The sequence below is a fragment of the Pseudomonas sp. IT-347P genome, assembly GCF_949768005.1.
Taxonomy (GTDB): Bacteria; Pseudomonadota; Gammaproteobacteria; order Pseudomonadales; family Pseudomonadaceae; genus Aquipseudomonas.
This window is the reverse complement of the sequence record NZ_CATKPQ010000033.1, coordinates 465,829-485,950: the sequence shown is the minus strand read 5'-3', so window position 1 is coordinate 485,950 and position 20,122 is coordinate 465,829. Positions and strand designations below refer to the sequence as shown.

Genomic DNA, 20,122 nt, shown 5'->3' with positions numbered 1-20,122 from the left:
GCCGACGCTAAGACCAAGCGGGCAGCTCAACAGGTTAAAAAACGAATGAATGCTCTAGCCCGCCGCGCTGCAGGCCTGCTGCTCAGCACAGTCTGCCTGCCCCTTTCGGCCCTGGCGGCCGACCCGCAACCGACCCACGAATTCACCCTCGACAACGGCCTCAAGGTCGTCGTGCGCGAAGACCATCGCGCGCCGGTGGTGGTCTCGCAGGTCTGGTACAAGGTCGGCTCCAGCTACGAAACCCCGGGACAGACCGGTCTGTCCCACGCGCTTGAGCACATGATGTTCAAGGGCAGCGAGAAAGTCGGCCCCGGCGAAGCGTCGCTGATCCTGCGTGATCTGGGCGCTGAAGAGAACGCCTTCACCAGCGACGACTTCACCGCTTATTACCAGGTGCTGGCCCGCGACCGTCTGGGCGTGGCCTTTGAGCTGGAAGCCGACCGCATGGCCAACCTGCGCCTGCCGGCCGACGAGTTTGCCAAGGAAATCGAAGTCATCAAGGAAGAGCGCCGCCTGCGCACTGATGACAAGCCAATGTCCAAGGCCTACGAGCGCTACAAAGCCATGGCTTATCCGGCCAGCGGCTACCACACGCCAACCATCGGCTGGATGGCTGACCTTGAGCGCATGAAGGTCGAGGAGCTGCGCCACTGGTACCAATCCTGGTACGTGCCGAACAACGCTACGCTGGTCGTGGTCGGCGACGTCACCCCGGACGAAGTGAAAACCCTCGCCCAACGCTATTTCGGCCCGATCGCCAAGCGCGATGTGCCACCGGCGAAAAAGCCGCTGGAACTGGCCGAGCCCGGCGAACGCCAGATCACTTTGCACGTGCAGACTCAACTGCCGAGCCTGATGCTCGGCTTCAACGTGCCCAGCATTGCCACGGCCGAAGACAAGCGCTCGGTCAACGCCTTGCGCCTGATCTCGGCGCTGCTCGACGGCGGTTACAGCGGGCGCATCCCGACGCAACTGGAGCGCGGCGAAGAGCTGGTCTCCGGCGGTTCGTCGAGCTACGACGCGTATACCCGTGGCGACAGTCTGTTCACGCTGTCGGCAACCCCGAACACCCAGAAGAAAAAGACCATCGCACAAGCCGAGGCCGGTCTGTGGAAACTGCTGGAGCAGCTGAAAACCACCGCACCGTCCGCCGAAGAACTGGAGCGCGTGCGTGCGCAAGTAATTGCCGGTCTGGTGTTCGAACGTGATTCGATCACCAGTCAGGCCACTGCGATTGGCCAACTGGAAACGGTCGGCCTGTCGTGGAAACTGATGGACACCGAACTCGCGGATCTGGAAAGCGTGACCCCGCAAGATATCCAGAACGCCGCCAAGCTGTATTTCACCCGCGAACGTCTCAGCGTCGCCCACGTCCTGCCACTGGAGACGACTCATGAGTGAGCGCAAATCCCCACGCCTGCTGCTCGGCCTGATTGCCGTCGCAGTGATCGGCTCAGCCGCGTTCTACCTGACGCCAAGCGCTGACAGCAAAGCCAGCGAGGCCCTCGACAACGCCAAATCCAGCCAGAAACTGCAATCGCTGACCGAACTCGACGGCAAGGCCCCGGCCAGCCGCAAACTCGACGTGCAAACCTGGAACACCGCCGAAGGCGCCAAGGTGCTGTTCGTTGAAGCCCATGAACTGCCGATGTTCGACATGCGTCTGATCTTCGCCGCCGGCAGCAGTCAGGACGGCAATGCGCCGGGCCTGGCGGTGCTGACCAACGCGATGCTCAACGAAGGTGTCGCCGGCAAAGACGTCGGCGCCATCGCGCAAGGCTTCGAAGGTCTGGGGGCGGATTTCGGCAACGGCGCTTTCAAGGACATGGCGCTGGCGTCTCTGCGCAGTCTGAGTGCCGCCGACAAGCGTGAACCGGCGTTGAAGCTGTTTTCGGAGGTGATTGGCAAACCGACCTTCCCGGCCGACTCGTTCGCGCGCATCAAGAACCAGATGCTCGCCGGTTTCGAATACCAGAAACAGAACCCCGGCAAACTCGCCAGCCTCGTGCTGATGAAGCGTCTGTATGGCGATCACCCGTACGCACATTCGAGCGACGGCAATCCGCAAAGTGTGCCGAAGATTACCCTCGCGCAATTGCGTGAATTCCACGCCAAGGCTTACGCGGCCGGCAACGTGGTGATCGCGCTGGTCGGTGACCTGTCGCGTGCGGAAGCCGAGGCGATTGCCAATCAGGTCTCCAGCGCACTGCCCAAAGGCCCGGCACTGGCGAAGATCGCTCAGCCGCAGGAACCGAAGGCCAGCGTCAACCACATCGAGTTCCCGTCGAAACAGACCAACCTGATGCTCGCGCAACTGGGCATCGACCGTGACGACCCGGACTACGCCGCACTGTCGATGGGCAACCAGATCCTCGGTGGCGGTGGTTTCGGCACGCGTCTGATGAGTGAAGTGCGCGAGAAGCGCGGCCTGACCTACGGCGTGTACTCGGCATTCAGCCCGATGCAGGCACGCGGCCCGTTCATGATCAATCTGCAGACCCGCGCAGAAATGAGCGAAGGCACCCTGAAACTGGTGCAGGACGTGCTCGCCGACTACCTGAAAACCGGGCCGACGCAGAAAGAACTCGACGATGCCAAACGCGAACTGGCCGGCAGCTTCCCGCTGTCCACCGCGAGCAATGCCGATATCGTCGGCCAGCTCGGCGCCATGGGCTTCTATAATCTGCCGTTGAGCTATCTGGATGACTTCATGCGTCAGTCGCAGAGCCTGACCGTCGAGCAAGTCCGCGACGCCCTGAACAAACACCTGAGCACGGACAAAATGGTCATCGTCACTGCTGGTCCGACCGTGCCACAAAAGCCGTTACCGGCCCCATCTGATAAACCTGCCGAGCAACCGCTCGGGGTTCCGGAGCATTAATGGCTACCCGATCGCCTAAAAAACCTGCGCACAACGTCCATAACGGTGTGAACCAGTTGCGCATCATTGGCGGCCAATGGCGCAGCCGCAAGCTGAGTTTCCCTGATGCACCGGGCCTGCGCCCGACGCCGGATCGTGTGCGTGAAACCCTGTTCAACTGGCTGGCGCCGTACGTTGAAGGAGCCAAGGTGCTTGATCCATTCGCCGGCAGCGGCGCGCTGTTTCTCGAAGCGTTGTCCCGTGGTGCGGCCATGGGTCAGGCGCTGGATGCCAGCAACATTGCCGTCTCCAGCCTGAAAGAACACCTCGGCACCCTGCGCTGCACCAACGGCCAGGTGCAGACCGCCGACGCCTTGCGCTATCTGGAAACCCAGACCGCCAGCGCCTTCGACCTGGTGTTCCTCGACCCGCCGTTCAACCAGAACCTGCTGCCGGCGGTTTGCACTTTGCTCGAAGAGCGTCAGTGGCTGGCGCCCGACTCGTGGATCTACACTGAAAGCGAAACGGCGCCATCGACGCTGGGCTTGCCGGGCAACTGGCGCCTGCACCGCGAACAGAAATCCGGCCGGGTTTACTACGCGCTGTGGCAACGTACGGCAGAGATCGCCGGTTAATCGACCGGTCTGAATAGGCGGCGCCCCTTCCAACAGGGCCGCCGCTCTGCATCGAGAATCATCGTGTCCGCTTCCTCAGAACGCTTCACCCCCGCCTTCGGCCTCGGCAATCCGCACCTGCAGACCTTGTGGGGGCCGCTGTGGCGCAAAACCGTACATATCGAACGTGAACGCGAACGCTTGTGGCTGGAAGATGGCGACTTTCTCGACCTCGACTGGCACGGCCCGCATTCAGTAGATGCACCGCTGGTACTCGTACTGCATGGGCTGACCGGTTCCTCCAATTCGCCTTATGTCGCCGGCATTCAGAAGGCGCTGGCTGATCAAGGCTGGGCCAGTGTCGCTTTGAACTGGCGCGGCTGCTCGGGCGAACCGAATCTGCTGCCGCGCAGCTATCACTCCGGCGCCAGCGAAGACCTCGCCGAAACCATCAGGCATCTGCGCGCCAAACGACCGTTGGCGCCGTTGTATGCCGTCGGCTATTCGCTGGGCGGCAACATCCTGCTCAAACACCTCGGGGAAACAGGCAGCGCCAGCGGCGTGCTCGGTGCCGTGGCGGTGTCCGTACCGTTTCGCCTCGACCAATGCGCCGACCGCATCGGCCAAGGGTTTTCCAGGGTCTATCAGGCGCACTTCATGCGCGAGATGGTCGCCTACATCAAGAACAAGCAGCGGCAGTTTCAACACGATGGGCGCGAAGACGGACTTGCCGCGCTGGCAGCCCTCGGTTCGCTGGAAAACATGCGCACCTTTTGGGATTTCGATGGCCGCGTGACCGCACCGTTGCATGGTTTCAATGATGCCGAGGATTACTATCGCCGCGCTTCGAGCCGTTACTTTCTCGGTGAGATCCGCACCCCAACCCTGATCATTCAAGCGGCGGACGACCCGTTCGTGTTCCCCCACAGTTTGCCGCAGGCCAGTGAGCTGTCGACGTCGACGGCCTTCGAATTGCAGGCCCGCGGCGGGCACGTCGGCTTCGTCGACGGTTCGATTCGTCAGCCCGGTTACTACCTGGAACGACGCATCCCGCAGTGGCTGGCAAACCTGCCGTCATGATCAGTCAGGTCGAGTCGATTCGTTTCTGGCAAACAGCGCCGCTGGCCGGGGTCGAGTTATTGTCGGCGCGCTACATTGAGCAGCGTTTCGCCCCGCATGTGCATGACAACTACGTGATCGGCATGATCATGGCTGGCGCGCAGCGTTATCGCTATCGCGGCGCCGAACATCTGGCCGGCAGCGGCACGCTGGTGTTGATCAATCCCGACGAGTTGCACACCGGACACAAGGGCACCGAGGATGGCTGGCTATATCGGGCGTTTTATCCTGATACCGCGCAAATCGTTTCGCTGCTGGATGAACTGGAGCTGTCCACCACGAACCTGCCGGCGTTCGGCGCCACGCTTTATCGCGACCCGGATCTAGTCAACGGGTTTGCGCGGCTGCACCGTTTGCTCGAAAGCCCGGCCGCCGCGCTGCAACAGCAAACGGTATGGCGCGAGATGATGTTGCTGCTGTTGCAGCGCCATGCGGCTGTGCCAGTGCCTGGTCGAGTCGGCAAGGAACACCGTGCGGTGCTGTTGGGCAAAGAACTGCTGCGCGCACAACTGGCGGCGCCACCGTCACTGGAAGAACTGGCGGCGGCGGTCAATCTGTCGCCCTTTCATTTCGCCCGGGTGTTTCGCCGCGCCACCGGCATGCCGCCGCACACCTGGCTGATGCAACAACGCATCGCCCAGGCTCGCACGCTCCTGCAGCACGGCTGCTTGCCGGTGGAGGTCGCCGCGCAACTGGGTTTTGCCGATCAGAGCCATTTGAGCCGGCAGTTCAAACAGGCTTATGGCGTCGGGCCCGCCGCGTACCGGAGCGCCCGACAGTTTCCTTCAGACAACGAATAACCAATGTGGGAGCGAGCCTGCTCGCGAAAGCGGTTGTTCATTCAACATTAATGTCGACTGATCCGACGCCTTCGCGAGCAGGCTCACTCCTACAGGAATGTGGGGTGACTATTCGCCGGTGGCAATACCGTGCGAAGGCTCGTTGATCCACTCGCTCCACGATCCGGCATACAGCGCTCCCAGTGGATAACCCGCCAGGCACAGGGCAAACAGGTTGTGACACGCCGTCACACCAGAACCGCAATACGCAACCAGATCCGCTGGCGAACGCTCACCGAGTTTGCCGGCAAAACGCTGCTTGAGTTGATCCGCCGGCAGGAATCGTCCATCGCTGCCAAGGTTGTCGGTGAACACCGCGCATTGCGCGCCGGGAATGTGCCCGGCAACCGGATCAATTGGCTCGACCTCGCCTTTGAAACGTGGCAAAGCCCGGGCATCGATCAACGTCAGTGTCGGTTGACCGAGCCGCTGTTGCAGTTGCTCGGCGCTGAGCAACAGGCGCATGTCCGGCTGACCACTGAAGGTGCCGCGATTGACCGTCGGCGCATCCAGGCTCAGCGGCAACCCCGCCGCATGCCACGCCTTGAGTCCGCCATCGAGAATGAATACGCCGTCGCGCTTGCCCAGCCATGCCAGCAACCACCACGCCCGCGCAGCATAGGCACCGGGGCCGTCGTCATACAGAACCACGTCGCTGTCAGGATTGATGCCCCAGGCTTGCAGGCGTTCGATCAGCGCCGCTGGCGCGGGCAACGGATGACGACCGGTCACACCTTTGACCACGGTGCCGCTGAGGTCACGCTCAAGGTCGGCGAAGCTCGCCCCGGCAATGTGCCCTTCGGCATAGCTGCGCTGACCGTAGTCCGGGTCTTCGAGGGCAAAACGACAATCCAGAATCACCAGCCCCGGCTGCGCCTTGCGGGCATCCAGTGCTTCAGGGCTGATCAGTTGCGCAATCGGCATAACGGGCTCCTGGGAGGTTTCAACGGAACGGTTTACTTGACGTCTTCGAGAGCCTGGGCCAGCGGCACGTAGAACTCCTCGAATAACGCATTGACCTCATCACGCGCCTGCTCGGTGACAAACCCGGCTTCCAGCACCAGCACCTGATACACGCCACGTTTAATGGCTTGTTCACTGAGGTGGTTGGAGTTTTCGCGGGTGGTGCACAGAAAGCGCACCCAGGACGTCAGGATGATCCAGGCATTGAGGGTCAGGGATTCGATCTGCACGCGATCCATATCAAGGATCCCGGCGGCAACAAAACCTTCGTAGATCGCCGCGCCCTGGATCACGCAGCGCTGGGAAAAGCGCCGATAGCGGGCGGCCAGTTCCGGATCGCTGTCGAGCAGATGCTCGAGATCGCGGTGCAGAAAGCGGTAGCGCCACATCGCCGAGAGCAATTCCTTGAGATAGAACCGCTTGTCCTCGACCGTCGCCGCGCGTCCCTGCGGCGGGCGCAGAAAGCTGTCCACGAGGCTTTCGTACTCACTGAACAAAACGGCGATGATCGCCTGCTTGTTGGGGAAGTGGTAGTACAGATTGCCCGGAGAAATCTCCATGTGGGCGGCAATGTGATTGGTGCTGATGCTGCGCTCGCCCTGCTGATTGAACAGCTCGAGGCTGTTCAGCACGATACGCTCGCTGGTTTTTATTCGTGGGGCCATGGCTTGAGCTTTAATTCAGAGTGCGTTGGGGGGCATCTTACGACCTAACCGGAAATGGATAAAACAATGCTGTGCAAGGAAGTCATTTGACTTTCTAGAGCATGGACTCTAAAAAGTCGTCACTACAATAAATCCGGAGCAGACCATGACTGCCGACATTGCCTACCTGCAAACGCTGCAACAACCGCTGGCCGAACTGGACCGGTTGTTCGAGGCGCAGCGGGCGGCGTATGCCGCCAATCCGATGCCGCCCGCTGCTCAGCGCCAGCAATGGCTCAAGGCGTTGAGTGATTTGCTCAGCAACGAACGTCAGGCCTTGATCGCGGCGATCAGCTCCGATTTCAGTCATCGCAGCGCCGATGAAACCCTGCTCGCCGAACTGATGCCAAGCCTGCACGGCATTCACTACGCCAGCCGCCATCTCAAGGGCTGGATGAAAGCCTCGCGGCGCAAGGTCGGTCTGGCGTTCCAGCCGGCCTCGGCGAAAGTGGTCTATCAGCCATTGGGCGTGGTCGGCGTCATCGTGCCATGGAACTACCCATTGTATCTGGCCGTCGGCCCGCTGGTCGGCGCTTTGGCGGCGGGTAACCGGGTAATGCTCAAGCTCAGTGAATCAACCCCGGCCACCGGACTATTGCTCAAAGAATTGCTGGCACGGATCTTCCCCGAGGACCTGGTCTGCGTGGTACTCGGGGAAGCCGACATCGGCGTGGCGTTCTCGCGCCTGCGCTTCGATCACCTGCTGTTCACCGGCGCCACCAGTATCGGCAAACACGTGATGCGCGCCGCTGCCGAAAACCTCACCCCGGTCACCCTGGAACTGGGCGGCAAGTCGCCGGCCATCGTCTCCCGCGATGTGCCGCTCAAGGATGCCGCCGAGCGCATCGCCTTCGGTAAAACCCTCAACGCTGGCCAGACCTGCGTTGCCCCGGATTACGTGCTGGTGCCGGAAGACCGCGTCGGCGCTTTTGTCGAAGCCTATCGCCAGGCCGTGCAGGTTTTTTACCCGACACTCACCGACAATCCGGACTACACGGCGATCATCAACGAACGCCAGTTGGCACGGCTCAATGGCTACGTCAGCGATGCCACCAGCAAGGGCGCGCTGTTGATTCCGCTGTTCGAACAGGGTCAGGGTCGACGCATGCCGCACAGTGTGCTGCTGAATGTCAGCGATGAAATGACGGTGATGCAGGACGAAATCTTCGGCCCGCTACTGCCGATCGTGCCGTATCAGGATCTTGACCAGGCATTTGCTTACATCAATCAGCGGCCACGTCCTCTGGCTCTTTACTACTTTGGCTACGACAAACGCGAACAGAACCGCGTGCTGCACGAAACCCATTCCGGCGGCGTGTGCCTCAACGACACGTTGCTGCACGTGGCTCAGGACGATATGCCGTTTGGCGGTATCGGCGCTTCGGGCATGGGCCACTACCACGGGCACGAAGGCTTTCTGACTTTCAGCAAAGCCAAAGGCGTGTTGATCAAACAGCGGTTCAATGCAGCCAGACTGATTTACCCGCCTTACGGCACATCGATTCAGAAATTGATTCAGAAGCTGTTCATTCGCTAAACATTCGTCACCGCCGGGTAATAAAAACAATGCACCCAAGCCTGACCGAAACACCTGCACTGTCGCGCCGTGGCCTGCTGAAATTCAGCCTCGGCGCCACAGCGTTTCTCGCCACCGCCGGACTCGGCGCCAGCCTCAGTGGCTGCTCATCGAGCGTCGCGGCCAACGGATTTGCCTCGTTGCGCGACGGCGACCTGCTGTTTTTGCGCGCACTGATTCCGGTGATGCTCGATGGCGCCGTGGCGGCGGAAAAAATGCCGGCCGCCGTCGACGGCACACTCAAGTCACTGGACTACAGCCTCGATCACCTGTCGCCGGAAATGCTCAAACTCACCCGGCAACTGTTCGATGTGCTGGGCATGGCGGTAACCCGCGGGCCACTCACAGGGATCTGGGGCAGTTGGGAAAACGCCAGTCCCGAAGCGATGCGGCATTTTCTTGATCGCTGGGAAAACAGTTCATTGAGTTTGTTGCGCATGGGCCATAGCTCGTTGCAGCAGATGGTGATGCTGGCTTGGTACGCCCGCGCGGAGTCGTGGGCGCATTGCGGTTATCCCGGCCCGCCTGCCGTCTGAAACCGTGTCGTCCCTTTCGCGAGCAGGCTCGCTCCCACATTTGAAATGCATTCCCCTGTAGGAGTGAGCCTGCTCGCGATGAGGCCCGCCAGAACAACAAAAACAAGAGAACCTGATCGATGCCCGTACCCGACCCGTTCCGCGAAGGCCTCGCCCGAGGCTGGAAAACCTACAACGGCGCCCAACTGAGCGACGACCTCACCCTTGAAGCCGACGTGGCCATCATCGGTAGCGGCGCCGGTGGCGGCACCACGGCGGACATCCTCAGCGCCGCCGGCTACAAAGTGCTGCTCATCGAAGAAGGCCCGCTGAAAACCAGCTCCGATTTCAAAATGCTCGAAGACCAGGCCTACAGCAGCCTCTATCAGGAAGGCATCGGCCGCATGAGCAAGGACGGCGCGATCACCATCCTGCAAGGCCGCGCGGTCGGCGGCACGACGCTGATCAACTGGACATCGAGCTTTCGCACCCCGGAACCGACCCTCGAACACTGGGCCAGGGAACACAACGTCAAAGGCCATAGCCCCGCAGAAATGGCGCCGTGGTTCGAGAAGATGGAGCAGCGCCTCGGTGTCGCCCCGTGGATGATTCCGCCCAACGCCAACAACGACGTGATCCGCAAAGGCTGCGAGCAACTGGGTTACAGCTGGCACGTGATCCCGCGCAACGTGCGCGGCTGCTGGAACCTCGGCTACTGCGGCATGGGCTGCCCGACCAACGCCAAGCAATCGATGATGGTCACGACCATTCCGGCGATGCTGGAAAAGGGTGGCGAACTGCTTTATCTGGCCCGGGCACAGAAGCTGCTGATCAGCGGGGAAAAGATCACTGGCCTGCAATGCGTGGCGATGGATGAGCGCTGCGTCGAACCGACCGGACGCACGATCAACGTCAAGGCGCGGCATTACGTACTGGCCGGCGGTGGCATCAACAGCCCGGCGCTGTTGCTGCGTTCGGACGCGCCGGACCCGCACGAAAACCTGGGCAAACGCACCTTCCTGCACCCGGTGAACATGTCCGCCGGGCGCTTCGACGAGGTTATCAACCCGTTTTACGGGGCGCCGCAGTCGATCTATTCCGACCATTTCCAGTGGAAGGACGGCGTCACCGGACCGATGGCGTTCAAGCTCGAAGTGCCGCCACTGCATCCGGCCCTGGCGGCCATGTTGCTCGGTGGCTTCGGTCAGGAAAGTGCCCAACACATGGCCGACCTGCCGCACACCCACGCCATGCTGGCCTTGCTGCGCGACGGCTTTCACCCGGACAGCCCGGGCGGTTCAGTCGAGTTGCGTGGCGATGGTTCGCCGGTGCTCGACTACCAAATTTCACCCTACGCCTGGGACGGCCTGCGCCGGGCCTTTCACGTCATGGCGGAAATCCAGTTCGCCGGCGGCGCAAAAGCGGTGATGCCACTGCACGCCGACGCCCGTTACGTGAAAACCCTGGCCGAAGCCCGCACGCTGATCGATGGTCTGAGCCTTGAGCTGTACCGCACGCGCGTGGGCAGCGCCCATCTCATGGGTGGCTGCGCGATGGGCGAAGAGCCGAAGAGCGCGGTCACCGACAGTCTCGGCCGACATCATCAACTGACCAATCTATCGATTCACGACGGCTCGCTGTTCCCCACCAGCGTCGGCGCAAATCCGCAGCTGTCGGTGTATGGGCTGACCGCGCAACTGGCGACTTCCCTCGCCGATCGGCTGAGAAACCCGTGAAAAAACCAATTAATCGCGGCGTCTATAGTGCTTTCTTACCCAACAGGCGACTTGGCCGACCGAGACGGCTGCGATACCATCCGACTCCCCAACGGACTCCCGCCAGGACGACGCGATGAACCGAGTGTTGTACCCAGGTACCTTCGACCCTATTACCAAGGGCCATGGCGATCTGGTCGAACGCGCCTCGCGCCTGTTCGACCACGTGATTATTGCGGTCGCTGCCAGCCCGAAGAAAAACCCGCTGTTCCCGCTGGAACAACGGGTCGAACTGGCTCGCGAGGTCACCAAACACCTGCCGAACGTAGAAGTGGTCGGTTTCTCGACGCTGCTCGCGCATTTCGCCAAAGAGCAGAACGCCAATGTGTTCCTGCGTGGTTTGCGCGCGGTGTCGGACTTCGAATACGAATTCCAGCTGGCCAATATGAACCGCCAATTGGCCCCTGACGTGGAGAGTCTGTTTCTCACCCCGTCCGAGCGTTATTCGTTCATTTCGTCGACGCTGGTGCGGGAAATTGCCGCGCTGGGCGGCGATATCAGCAAGTTCGTCCACCCTGCCGTGGCTGACGCGCTGACCCTGCGCTTCAAGAAGTAGGAACTGCCGAAGGCTCGGGCTGCGATCAGACGATCCTGGTTTTTTGATCGCAGCTGTCAGTGCCCTTGATCGCAGCAACGTGCACTGCGCTCGCCAATGCGGCACAATTGCGCGCATTGATTTATAGCGCCCGGGCCTGCCGCCCCGGCTGGAGTTAGCATGTCCCTGATCATCACCGACGATTGCATCAACTGCGACGTCTGCGAACCCGAGTGCCCGAACGCCGCCATCTCCCAAGGCGAAGAGATCTACGTGATCGACCCCAACCTGTGCACCCAGTGCGTCGGCCACTACGACGAACCGCAGTGCCAACAAGTCTGCCCGGTGGATTGCATTCCGCTGGACGAAGCGCATCCGGAGACTGAAGAACAGTTGATGGAGAAGTACCGCAAGATTACCGGCAAGGCCTGATCCGCCGGATTTGTGGCGCTCTTTCGGGCCTCTTCGCGAGCAAGCTCGCTCCCACATTTGAAATGCATTCCAATGTGGGAGCGAGCTTGCTCGCGAAAGGGCCGTCAGCCACACAACAAAACCCTGATCTGCTTACTCGCGCTGCTCAAACCCTTCCCCGATACACCCCAGACATCGCACGAACGCGGCTTTCGCCGGATCGACCACCAGCGCCTGCCCCGCATCGCCCACCCCGCCACCCAACGCGGTGAAGGGCAACGACACGACAAACGCCCCCGCACCGATCACCGTTGCCACCACCAATAAAGGTCGGGCAATCAGCAAATCGCCGAGCATGGCGTAGGCCGGTGGATTCTGGAGGGTGTAGCGCGGGTCACCGCTGCCGTTTTCCGTGGCCTGAACATTCAGGCTGGAACACAGCAGCAGAGTGACGAAGACGATTTTCAGGACTTTCATGGCACGATCCTTCGGGCTAAGCAGTGAGACATCTCACTATAGACCCAAGGATTTTTTTCAGGTCTGACAGCGCGGGCAAAACACGCTGGCGCGTTGCCCGAGCTTCACTTCGCGCAGCCCGGTACCGCATATCTTGCAATGCTGACCGCCACGGCCGTAGACAAACAGCTCCTGCTGGAAATACCCCGGCTGGCCGTCGCCGCCAATGAAATCACGCAACGTCGTCCCCCCGCGCTCGATAGCAGCGGCCAGAATGCGTTTGATCTCGATCGCCAGCTTCAGATAACGCCCCCGGGAAATGCCCCCGGCCTCGCGGCGCGGATCAATTCCGGCGGCAAACAGCGCTTCGGTCGCGTAAATATTGCCGACCCCGACCACCACCGCGTTGTCCATGATGAACGGTTTGACCGCCATCGAACGCCCGCGCGAGAGCTGGAACAAGCGCTCGCCATCGAACAGATCGGTCAATGGCTCCGGGCCGAGACGAATCAACAGTTCGTGGTTGAGCGGATCGCTGCTCCACAGCATCGCGCCAAACCGGCGCGGATCGGTGTAGCGCAGCGCCAGCCCCGATTCCAGTTCGATATCGACGTGTTCGTGTTTGAGCGCCGGCAGCCCGACTTCGACCAGACGCAAATTGCCCGACATGCCCAGGTGGCTGATCAGCGTGCCGGCCTCGGCATTGATCAACAGGTACTTGGCGCGACGCTCGACCAGCACGATGCGTTGCCCCGACAGGCGTACATCGAGATCTTCGGGGATCGGCCAGCGCAACCGCCGGTCACGCACGATCACCCGACTGACACGCTGGCCTTCCAGGTGCGGGGCAATCCCGCGACGGGTGGTTTCGACTTCCGGCAGTTCAGGCATGGCGTCCTCGCATCAATGCGCGCCGAGGTCGCGGATCGTCTGTTTGAGGGTTTCGAAGTCGTAGTCCGACAGACCGACATAGTCCAGCACCAGCGGGCCGACGGCATGCCATTCGAAGTCTTCGGTCTGGTTGCCCAGCACCCGGTAAGACGCACAGATATGCTCGGCCATTTTCAGGATCGCCAAGAGATTTTTCAGTTGACTGTTCTTTGACGATTCGTCGCTGAATATCGCCAACGCGTTGTGGTGGTTGGCGATGGCGGCGCTGACATGCTCCGGCAGGCGCCACGACTTGGCGGTGTAGTAACCGACCACGGCATGGTTAGTGTTGAACACGCGGTTTTCCGTATCCACCACCCGGCAGTCCGCGCTGGCACTGGCGTAGGCCTCTTCCAGTACGGTCATGTAGTTGGGGAAACGCTGCAGCATCAACGGCACGCCGCAATCGTGGAACAGGCCCAAGGCATACGCCTCATCACCGGCCTGAGTACCGATACGCTTGGCCAGCGTCAGGCAGGTCATCGCCACGTCCTGGGCGGTGTCCCAGAAACGGTTGAGGGTGACGATGGTGTCGTCGTTCATCTCGCCCTTGATCGACTGCGCGTTGATCAGGTTGATGATCGAACGGCTGCCCAACAGGTTCACCGCCCGCTGGATCGAGGTAATCTTGTTGCTCAGGCCGTAATACGGCGAGTTGACGATTTTCAGCAGCGAACCGGACAAGCCAGGATCCTGGGAGATCAGTTTGGCGATCACCTCCAGGTCGGGGTCGGGCATGTACTGCTCCATTTGCAGATCCACCATGATCTGCGGTTGCGCAGGCACGCTGATGCCTTGCAGCGATTGTTGAATCTGTTCGGTGGTCAGCTCTTGGGACATAAGTACACACTCTGGGACAGGCGGCGATTCTAACCTCTAAAAACCGCACGACGACACACCAGTGGGCAATTGTCAGGAACTTTCATTCAGGCCGCGGCTTCGGAATCTGTAATGCCCCACGGATCACTGCGGTCCATTGCGGCGACAAACTCCCACAGACTCAGGAGCTTATCGATGGCCACTTCACTCAACGGTAAACGCGTCGCCATTTTGGTAACAGACGGTTTCGAACAGGTCGAACTGACCGGACCCAAGCAAGCACTGGAGCAGGCCGGCGCCCAGGTCGACATCCTTTCCGCCGAGGCCGGCAAGGTCAAAGGCTGGAACCACGACAAACCGGCGGACGACTTCAAGGTCGACCAGACATTCCAGGGTGCCAGCAGCGAGCAGTACGATGCGATCGTCCTGCCGGGTGGCGTGCAGAACTCCGACACCATCCGCATCGATCAGGACGCCCAGCACCTGGTCAAGACCGGCGCCTCTGCCGGCAAACCAATTGCGGTGATCTGCCATGGCGGCTGGCTGCTGATCTCGGCGGGGCTGGTCAACGGCAAGACCATGACCAGTTACAAGACACTCAAGGATGACCTGGTGAATGCCGGGGCCAACTGGGTCGATAAAGAAGTGGTCAAGGACGGTCACCTGATCAGCAGTCGTCAGCCGGATGATATTCCGGCGTTCAATAAAGAGCTGATCGACGCACTTTCTGCGTAGCAGTCAAAACCGCCTTCGCGAGCAAGCTCGCTCCCACAGGGAATTTGTGGCCGACACAAGACCAGTGTGGGAGTGAGCTTGCTCGCGAAGGGGCCATCAGCGTTTCATCGCACGCCAAGCCCGGCACAAGCGCCAACACGTTATACTCCCGCTCTTTTTTCCGGAGCGACGTCATGTCCCTGCCTAGCTTGCGCCTCAAAGCCAACGCCGACCGTCGCCTGCGCGCCGGTCACCTGTGGGTCTACAGCAACGAAATCGATGTAGCCGCCACGCCACTGCACGGCTTCAATGCCGGTGACCAGGCCATCCTCGAAGCCGCTGGCGGCAAGCCGTTGGGCATCGTGGCGATGAGCCCGAACAACCTGATCTGCGCTCGCCTGCTGTCGCGCGACATTAAAGTTGCGCTGGACAAATCGCTGCTGGTGCACCGCCTGAACGTAGCCCTGTCGCTGCGCGAGCGCCTGTTCGACAAACCGTTCTATCGCCTGGTCTACGGTGATTCCGATCTGTTACCAGGTCTGGTCGTTGACCGTTTCGGCGACATCCTTGTGGTGCAGATCGCCTCGGCGACCATGGAAGCGCATAAAGATGACGTGATCGCGGCGCTGACCCAAGTGCTCAAGCCAAGCGGCATCCTGTTCAAGAACGACTCGGCCGCCCGTGACGCCGAAGGCCTCAACCGCTACGTCGAAACCGTGTTCGGCCTGGTGCCGGAGTGGGTGGCGCTGGAAGAGAACGGCGTGAAATTCGAAGCTCCGGTTATCCAGGGCCAGAAAACCGGCTGGTTCTACGACCACCGCATGAACCGCGCACGCCTTGCGCCTTACGCCAAAGGCAAACGCGTCCTCGACCTCTACAGTTATATCGGTGGCTGGGGTGTGCAGGCTGCTGCGTTCGGCGCCAGCGAAGTGTTCTGCGTCGATGCCTCGGCTTTCGCCCTCGATGGGGTTGAACGCAACGCCGCGCTGAACGGTTTTGCTGACAAGATGACCTGCATCGAAGGCGACGTCTTCGAAGCCCTGAAAGAGCTGAAAGCCAGCGAAGAGCGCTTTGACGTGATCGTGGCCGACCCGCCAGCGTTCATCAAACGCAAGAAAGACATGAAAAACGGCGAAGGCGCCTATCGTCGCCTGAACGAGCAAGCCATGCGCCTGCTCAACAAGGACGGCATCCTGGTCAGCGCGTCGTGCTCGATGCACCTGCCAGAAGATGACCTGCAGAACATCCTGCTGACCAGCGCCCGTCACCTGGATCGCAATATCCAGTTGCTGGAGCGTGGCGGCCAGGGCCCGGATCACCCGGTGCATCCGGCCATCGCCGAAACACGCTACATCAAGAGCATTACCTGCCGCCTGCTGCCCAACAGCTGATACCGGCAAATAACGGGGAGCCAGCAGGCTCCCCGTTTGCTTTTGCGCGCAAACGCCCTTCCCCTTCGCTATATCCGCAAACTTCCTACAATTATATTCCTGCAGACTTGCAGGACATTTCCTTACATCTTTTAATTATCGAAATTCGCCCTACAAGTTCGTTTCGGACCAAAGACCACTCCGACAAAATTACTGGAAATTTCCTACTTAATATCCCCTTGCCAATAATCCATTACAAACTATTATGAAGTTGTCACCACGAGGTGTCTTCAACAATCAACGGACAAGGAGTTCACATCATGAAAAGTATTTCTCTGGAAAGTACAAAAATGGCAAACCTGGCTTTTCTGGTTGCGCCTAAATCCCGTTAAGTAGGTCAGGACGCTGGGGAGTGCCGGCAACCCGGCGTCCTTTTGACTTCTTCCAAAGTGAATCGACCTACATGCACATCAACCCTTACTTATTCATATTGCCACGCTCGCCCGGACAAGTTGTATGGAACTACAAAAACCATACACAACACGAACTTGACCTTAACTACGCAACTCGCCTCGCACAACTAATCAACAACCCCGAACTGTTCGACACTCATAACATAATAGACACACAACTATTGAGCGCGGACATTCTAACCGTTTCAAAAATAGACATTCCGCCATGGGGCTGGGATGAACTGTCGAAGATTTATCACATCGGCACGCAAAATATCCCCTGCGAATACACTCCACAGAATATTCACGAGTGGTCCAGAGACTATCTCGCGCACTGCAATGAAGTATTGGCCACACCGGCACCCGCGACAGATCGCCCGACACTTGAAACCGGACAGCGGATAACCCTGCCCCCGCCATGCGCATTAAATGACGACAGCCTGGGAAACGTGCTGTTTCAGCGCAAGACCTGCCGCAGCTACACGGGCGCAGCGATAACCCTGAACGACGTCGGCACCCTGCTTTACCTTGCCCTCGGTTATCTCCATGAACGCGAGCACGATCGCGACGACAGCTCCGCGCCCGGGTTCAGCGCACGTCGAAGCAGTCCAAGCGCAGGTGGCCTGAACGCTTGCGAAGGTTTCCTGCTGGCGCAGAACGTCGATGACCTCGAGCCGGGCATCTATGCCTATCATCCGGCCGACCACACCCTGAGCCGGGTCAATCCGCTGCCTCAACCAGCGCTGGGCCAATTGCTCGGTGGCCAGCATTTCATCAACAACCTGCCATTGGGGTTGTTCATCACCGCTCGTCTTGACCGGCTCTGGTGGAAGTACGAGCACTCGCGGGCCTATCGCATGGCCTTTGTCGAGGCCGGTCACCTGTCGCAAACCTTTCAGCTGGTGGCCACCGCGCTGGGCCTCAACACCTGGCTGACGGGTGCATTTGCCGACCAGCAGGTCGAAGCACTGCTCAATATCGAGGGCAGTGCTGAACAACCACTGTTTTTTGTTGGTTGTGGACAAAGCGACGGGCAAGTGATGTGCCACGAAATGCGCGAGCTGTTGCGCGAGGTGCAGGCATGAGCCAGTCAATAGCCGCCCCGGATGAAGCACCGGTGTCCTGGGCACTCAAATTCACCCTGGGAGACTGGGAGAGCCGGGCCTCGGTGCGCAGCAGCACCCATGATTATCAATTGCCCGACGACGTGCCGCTGCAACTGCAAACCCGCCACTGGTTCCCACCGGCTTTTCTGCCTTATCTGGCACATCCTGACATCCAGGCGGCGGGGCACGAAGTACAGCATCGACTGGCAGCCAATCATCTGGTGCATTTTCTCGATTACACCACCTTGCTCGAACACCGCATCGTCAACCGTGCAGTGGAGGTCATCGTGCACCGGGAGCTGCCCATTTACGTGCCTCTGGCGATGAAGCACGCGGCGCTGCAACTCTACACCGACGAGGGTTATCACGCGCTGTTCTCCAATCGTCTGGCCGAACAGATCGCCGCGTTCTACGGGTTCACCGGACGTCCGGCGCTGCCGAAGCGCATCAGCCGCCTGAACGCATTGATCGCCCGCACCCCGGAGAACAACCGGCCACTGGCATGGTTTCTGCTCGGTTTCGTCTCGGAGACCATCATTGCCCGGGAGCTGCTGGACGTCTGCCGCGACAGCCTGGTGTCCAGCGTGAACGACATGCTGCGCGACCATCTGAATGACGAGGCACGCCACAGTCGCTACTTCAGCGAGGTGTTCCATTATTTCTGGCTGTCGATGAACAGTCGCCAGCGTGCGTTTGTAAGCCGGACACTGCTGGAGATCATCGGGATTTTTTTCGAGGCCGATGAACGCTGGCTGCAACAGAGCCTGCGAGGGGCAGGCATTGCCGACACTGTCGTGATGGACATCGTCGGCGGCATGGCTACGGTGCAAGCCAACCGCGCCCGTGCACGATCAGGCGCCATTGCAACGCTGGACGCACTACGCAAAGCCGGTTTTTTTGCACTCCCCCATAACCAGAAACTTTTCGCCAAGGCTGGACTGATCGATGGATAAAGGACAATCCGTGGCAACCACAAAGCAGCGCCGCGCCGCAGTCAGCCTGTTGCTGGCCATGGTGCTGCTGGGTGTGTTTCCGCTGGATGTGCTGCTGCCTTCCTTTCCGGCAATGGCGACGCACTTTCTCCGTTCACCGGCAGACATTGCGCTGTCCATCAGCCTGTTCGCCGTGGGGATCGCGTTTGCTCAGGTCCTGATCGGCCCACTCTCGGACGTGATCGGGCGCAAGGGTCTGTTACTCGTCGGCATGAGCGTATCGATGTTGGGTGCGCTCGGTTGCGTGATGACCTCCGATTACACGCTGTTCCTGGTATTCCGGGTGATGCAGGCCCTGGGCTGCGGATGCTTCGTACTGTCACAGGCACTGGTGCAGGATCTGTTCGAAGGTGAGGAGCGCGACCGGCTACGGATTCTGATGGTCACGGCGACTGGAGTATTCATCTCGGTGTCGCCGCTGGCCGGGACCTTTCTCCAGGCCACACTGGGTTGGCGCGGCAGTTTCTGGGTCTTTACCGCACTGTCCGCCACGGTGCTGATCAAGGCATGGCTGTTTTTACCGGGCAGCCGTCCGACCTCGAGTGGCGCGCGGATCGGCTTCATTCAGTCCTACCGACGCGTGTTGGGGGACTTTGAATTTGTCAGCTACTGGATGATTTCGGCGTTCGCCTTCGCCTGCCACTTCTCGTTCATCGTGATTTCGCCGTTGATTTTCATGGACCAACTGCAACTCGCACCTTATGACTTTTCGTTGATCCTGCTGGTTTACGGTGCGGCCTATGTGGTCGGCGGGATCCTCGCCGCCGTACTCAATCGACGGATCACGCCGGTTCAGCAAATCTTCACCGGGCTGAGCCTGATCCTGCTGTCGGGACTGGCGATGCTGTACCTGGCCGCCAATCATGCGTTGGCGCCAGCCACCGTGTTGCTGCCAATGCTGATCTGCACCGCCGGCACCACCATTGCGCGTCCCGCCGCCACCACTGGGGCCATGGGGCTGTTTCCGGAAAACGCCGGCACCTCGGCCTCGGCGGGCAGTACGATCATCTTTATTTGCGGCGGACTGATCAGCGCGTTGATCAGCCTCAGTCCGGCCAATCTGCAATCGACGCTGGGTTACAGCTTTGTACTGCTGAGCGTGACAGCGCTGGTGCTCAATGACCGCCTCAGCCGGCGCGCCAGAAACCTCAAAGCCAATGTCGTGGCGCCGACCGGTGGCGATTAAGCCCGCCGGTCGTCATTTCAAATATGCCGTCTGCGCTGGAACAACACTTTGCGCCATTCCCTCCAGACGCCAGCGGTGTAGAATCGGCTGATTCATCGCCATTCATCCCCCGGCGGGTTTATGAGCTCAGGCTGAGACCAGCGGCGATCCCGCAACGTCATCGGCAACTTCACGGACACACGGCCA

The 20,122-nt window shown here is 60.3% G+C and carries 20 protein-coding genes; 15 read left to right on the top strand and 5 right to left on the bottom strand.

Going from position 1 to position 20,122, the window contains the following annotated elements; translation table 11 throughout:
- Positions 1 to 45: 45 nt before the first annotated feature.
- The 5 genes from ACM6IV_RS15025 to ACM6IV_RS15005 all read left to right on the top strand — a co-directional run bounded on the left by ACM6IV_RS15025 (position 46) and on the right by ACM6IV_RS15005 (position 5,393).
- Positions 46 to 1,401, top strand: coding sequence for a M16 family metallopeptidase (locus ACM6IV_RS15025; RefSeq protein ID WP_414870583.1), 1,356 nt, complete (start codon positions 46 to 48; stop codon positions 1,399 to 1,401).
- On the top strand, positions 1,394 to 2,881 hold the full coding sequence (locus ACM6IV_RS15020) for a M16 family metallopeptidase (protein ID WP_414870582.1): 1,488 nt from the start codon (positions 1,394 to 1,396) through the stop codon (positions 2,879 to 2,881). Before ACM6IV_RS15025 ends, ACM6IV_RS15020 begins: the two co-directional genes overlap by 8 nt.
- The gene (gene rsmD / locus ACM6IV_RS15015) at positions 2,881 to 3,495 is read left to right on the top strand and encodes a 16S rRNA (guanine(966)-N(2))-methyltransferase RsmD (RefSeq protein ID WP_077574913.1); all 615 of its coding nucleotides are present in this window, start codon (positions 2,881 to 2,883) and stop codon (positions 3,493 to 3,495) included. Before ACM6IV_RS15020 ends, rsmD begins: the two co-directional genes overlap by 1 nt.
- Positions 3,496 to 3,558: 63 nt before the next feature.
- A complete protein-coding gene (locus tag ACM6IV_RS15010; RefSeq protein WP_414870581.1) occupies positions 3,559 to 4,554 on the top strand; it encodes a hydrolase in 996 nt (331 codons plus the stop codon).
- Entirely contained in the window at positions 4,551 to 5,393 is an 843-nt protein-coding gene (locus tag ACM6IV_RS15005) for an AraC family ligand binding domain-containing protein (protein ID WP_414870764.1), read from the top strand. Before ACM6IV_RS15010 ends, ACM6IV_RS15005 begins: the two co-directional genes overlap by 4 nt.
- A gap of 108 nt (positions 5,394 to 5,501) precedes the next feature.
- On the opposite strand, the gene ACM6IV_RS15000 is transcribed toward ACM6IV_RS15005, so the two are convergent.
- A complete protein-coding gene (locus tag ACM6IV_RS15000; RefSeq protein ID WP_414870580.1) occupies positions 5,502 to 6,356 on the bottom strand; it encodes a sulfurtransferase in 855 nt (284 codons plus the stop codon).
- A 32-nt stretch (positions 6,357 to 6,388) separates the two neighbouring features.
- Positions 6,389 to 7,060 carry a TetR/AcrR family transcriptional regulator gene (locus tag ACM6IV_RS14995; protein WP_007913599.1) on the bottom strand — a complete coding sequence of 224 codons (672 nt, stop codon included), beginning with the start codon at positions 7,058 to 7,060 and terminating at the stop codon, positions 6,389 to 6,391.
- A gap of 145 nt (positions 7,061 to 7,205) precedes the next feature.
- Here ACM6IV_RS14995 and ACM6IV_RS14990 point away from each other — a divergent pair, with 145 nt between their 5' ends.
- The 5 genes from ACM6IV_RS14990 (at position 7,206) to ACM6IV_RS14970 (ending at position 11,932) form a co-directional block, all read left to right on the top strand.
- The gene (locus ACM6IV_RS14990; RefSeq protein WP_414870579.1) at positions 7,206 to 8,636 is read left to right on the top strand and encodes a coniferyl aldehyde dehydrogenase; all 1,431 of its coding nucleotides are present in this window, start codon (positions 7,206 to 7,208) and stop codon (positions 8,634 to 8,636) included.
- Between the two features lie 29 nt (positions 8,637 to 8,665).
- On the top strand, positions 8,666 to 9,211 hold the full coding sequence (locus ACM6IV_RS14985) for a twin-arginine translocation pathway signal protein (RefSeq protein ID WP_414870578.1): 546 nt from the start codon (positions 8,666 to 8,668) through the stop codon (positions 9,209 to 9,211).
- Between the two features lie 119 nt (positions 9,212 to 9,330).
- Entirely contained in the window at positions 9,331 to 10,926 is a 1,596-nt protein-coding gene (locus ACM6IV_RS14980; RefSeq protein WP_414870577.1) for a GMC family oxidoreductase N-terminal domain-containing protein, read from the top strand.
- A 115-nt stretch (positions 10,927 to 11,041) separates the two neighbouring features.
- Positions 11,042 to 11,521, top strand: coding sequence for a pantetheine-phosphate adenylyltransferase (gene coaD, locus ACM6IV_RS14975; RefSeq protein ID WP_003229157.1), 480 nt, complete (start codon positions 11,042 to 11,044; stop codon positions 11,519 to 11,521).
- Positions 11,522 to 11,680: 159 nt separating this feature from the next.
- Complete coding sequence (locus ACM6IV_RS14970) at positions 11,681 to 11,932, top strand: YfhL family 4Fe-4S dicluster ferredoxin (RefSeq protein WP_003195146.1); 252 nt, start codon at positions 11,681 to 11,683, stop codon at positions 11,930 to 11,932.
- A 132-nt stretch (positions 11,933 to 12,064) separates the two neighbouring features.
- Here the strand turns inward: ACM6IV_RS14970 and ACM6IV_RS14965 are convergent, their stop codons facing one another.
- From ACM6IV_RS14965 to ACM6IV_RS14955, 3 genes are read right to left on the bottom strand one after another with little or no spacing between them, the layout of a single operon-like run.
- Positions 12,065 to 12,388 (bottom strand): multidrug transporter, encoded by a 324-nt coding sequence (locus tag ACM6IV_RS14965; protein WP_414870576.1) that lies wholly within the window; start codon positions 12,386 to 12,388, stop codon positions 12,065 to 12,067.
- Between the two features lie 57 nt (positions 12,389 to 12,445).
- Entirely contained in the window at positions 12,446 to 13,258 is an 813-nt protein-coding gene (gene mutM / locus ACM6IV_RS14960; protein ID WP_414870575.1) for a bifunctional DNA-formamidopyrimidine glycosylase/DNA-(apurinic or apyrimidinic site) lyase, read from the bottom strand.
- A 12-nt stretch (positions 13,259 to 13,270) separates the two neighbouring features.
- Complete coding sequence (locus ACM6IV_RS14955) at positions 13,271 to 14,083, bottom strand: HDOD domain-containing protein (RefSeq protein ID WP_414870763.1); 813 nt, start codon at positions 14,081 to 14,083, stop codon at positions 13,271 to 13,273.
- A gap of 228 nt (positions 14,084 to 14,311) precedes the next feature.
- Between ACM6IV_RS14955 and ACM6IV_RS14950 the strand changes: the two genes are divergently transcribed.
- The 5 genes from ACM6IV_RS14950 to ACM6IV_RS14930 all read left to right on the top strand — a co-directional run bounded on the left by ACM6IV_RS14950 (position 14,312) and on the right by ACM6IV_RS14930 (position 19,936).
- Entirely contained in the window at positions 14,312 to 14,851 is a 540-nt protein-coding gene (locus ACM6IV_RS14950; RefSeq protein WP_095121544.1) for a type 1 glutamine amidotransferase domain-containing protein, read from the top strand.
- A gap of 173 nt (positions 14,852 to 15,024) precedes the next feature.
- Positions 15,025 to 16,221 (top strand): class I SAM-dependent rRNA methyltransferase, encoded by a 1,197-nt coding sequence (locus ACM6IV_RS14945; protein ID WP_093429813.1) that lies wholly within the window; start codon positions 15,025 to 15,027, stop codon positions 16,219 to 16,221.
- A 442-nt stretch (positions 16,222 to 16,663) separates the two neighbouring features.
- On the top strand, positions 16,664 to 17,737 hold the full coding sequence (locus ACM6IV_RS14940) for a SagB family peptide dehydrogenase (RefSeq protein WP_414870574.1): 1,074 nt from the start codon (positions 16,664 to 16,666) through the stop codon (positions 17,735 to 17,737).
- On the top strand, positions 17,734 to 18,711 hold the full coding sequence (locus ACM6IV_RS14935) for a diiron oxygenase (RefSeq protein WP_414870573.1): 978 nt from the start codon (positions 17,734 to 17,736) through the stop codon (positions 18,709 to 18,711). The genes ACM6IV_RS14940 and ACM6IV_RS14935 overlap by 4 nt, the downstream gene beginning before the upstream one ends.
- A complete protein-coding gene (locus tag ACM6IV_RS14930; protein WP_414870572.1) occupies positions 18,704 to 19,936 on the top strand; it encodes an MFS transporter in 1,233 nt (410 codons plus the stop codon). Before ACM6IV_RS14935 ends, ACM6IV_RS14930 begins: the two co-directional genes overlap by 8 nt.
- Positions 19,937 to 20,122: the final 186 nt, after the last annotated feature.

Coding starts and splice junctions, on each gene's coding strand:
- ACM6IV_RS14980 (WP_414870577.1), top strand. CDS start 9,331: ATGCCCGTACCCGACCCGTTCCGCGAAGGCCTCGCCCGAGGCTGGAAA.
- coaD (WP_003229157.1), top strand. CDS start 11,042: ATGAACCGAGTGTTGTACCCAGGTACCTTCGACCCTATTACCAAGGGC.
- mutM (WP_414870575.1), bottom strand. CDS start 13,258: ATGCCTGAACTGCCGGAAGTCGAAACCACCCGTCGCGGGATTGCCCCG.
- ACM6IV_RS14950 (WP_095121544.1), top strand. CDS start 14,312: ATGGCCACTTCACTCAACGGTAAACGCGTCGCCATTTTGGTAACAGAC.
- ACM6IV_RS14945 (WP_093429813.1), top strand. CDS start 15,025: ATGTCCCTGCCTAGCTTGCGCCTCAAAGCCAACGCCGACCGTCGCCTG.
- ACM6IV_RS14990 (WP_414870579.1), top strand. CDS start 7,206: ATGACTGCCGACATTGCCTACCTGCAAACGCTGCAACAACCGCTGGCC.
- ACM6IV_RS15025 (WP_414870583.1), top strand. CDS start 46: ATGAATGCTCTAGCCCGCCGCGCTGCAGGCCTGCTGCTCAGCACAGTC.
- ACM6IV_RS15005 (WP_414870764.1), top strand. CDS start 4,551: ATGATCAGTCAGGTCGAGTCGATTCGTTTCTGGCAAACAGCGCCGCTG.
- ACM6IV_RS14995 (WP_007913599.1), bottom strand. CDS start 7,060: ATGGCCCCACGAATAAAAACCAGCGAGCGTATCGTGCTGAACAGCCTC.
- ACM6IV_RS14970 (WP_003195146.1), top strand. CDS start 11,681: ATGTCCCTGATCATCACCGACGATTGCATCAACTGCGACGTCTGCGAA.
- rsmD (WP_077574913.1), top strand. CDS start 2,881: ATGGCTACCCGATCGCCTAAAAAACCTGCGCACAACGTCCATAACGGT.
- ACM6IV_RS14985 (WP_414870578.1), top strand. CDS start 8,666: ATGCACCCAAGCCTGACCGAAACACCTGCACTGTCGCGCCGTGGCCTG.
- ACM6IV_RS15000 (WP_414870580.1), bottom strand. CDS start 6,356: ATGCCGATTGCGCAACTGATCAGCCCTGAAGCACTGGATGCCCGCAAG.
- ACM6IV_RS14930 (WP_414870572.1), top strand. CDS start 18,704: ATGGATAAAGGACAATCCGTGGCAACCACAAAGCAGCGCCGCGCCGCA.
- ACM6IV_RS14940 (WP_414870574.1), top strand. CDS start 16,664: ATGCACATCAACCCTTACTTATTCATATTGCCACGCTCGCCCGGACAA.
- ACM6IV_RS14965 (WP_414870576.1), bottom strand. CDS start 12,388: ATGAAAGTCCTGAAAATCGTCTTCGTCACTCTGCTGCTGTGTTCCAGC.
- ACM6IV_RS15020 (WP_414870582.1), top strand. CDS start 1,394: ATGAGTGAGCGCAAATCCCCACGCCTGCTGCTCGGCCTGATTGCCGTC.
- ACM6IV_RS14935 (WP_414870573.1), top strand. CDS start 17,734: ATGAGCCAGTCAATAGCCGCCCCGGATGAAGCACCGGTGTCCTGGGCA.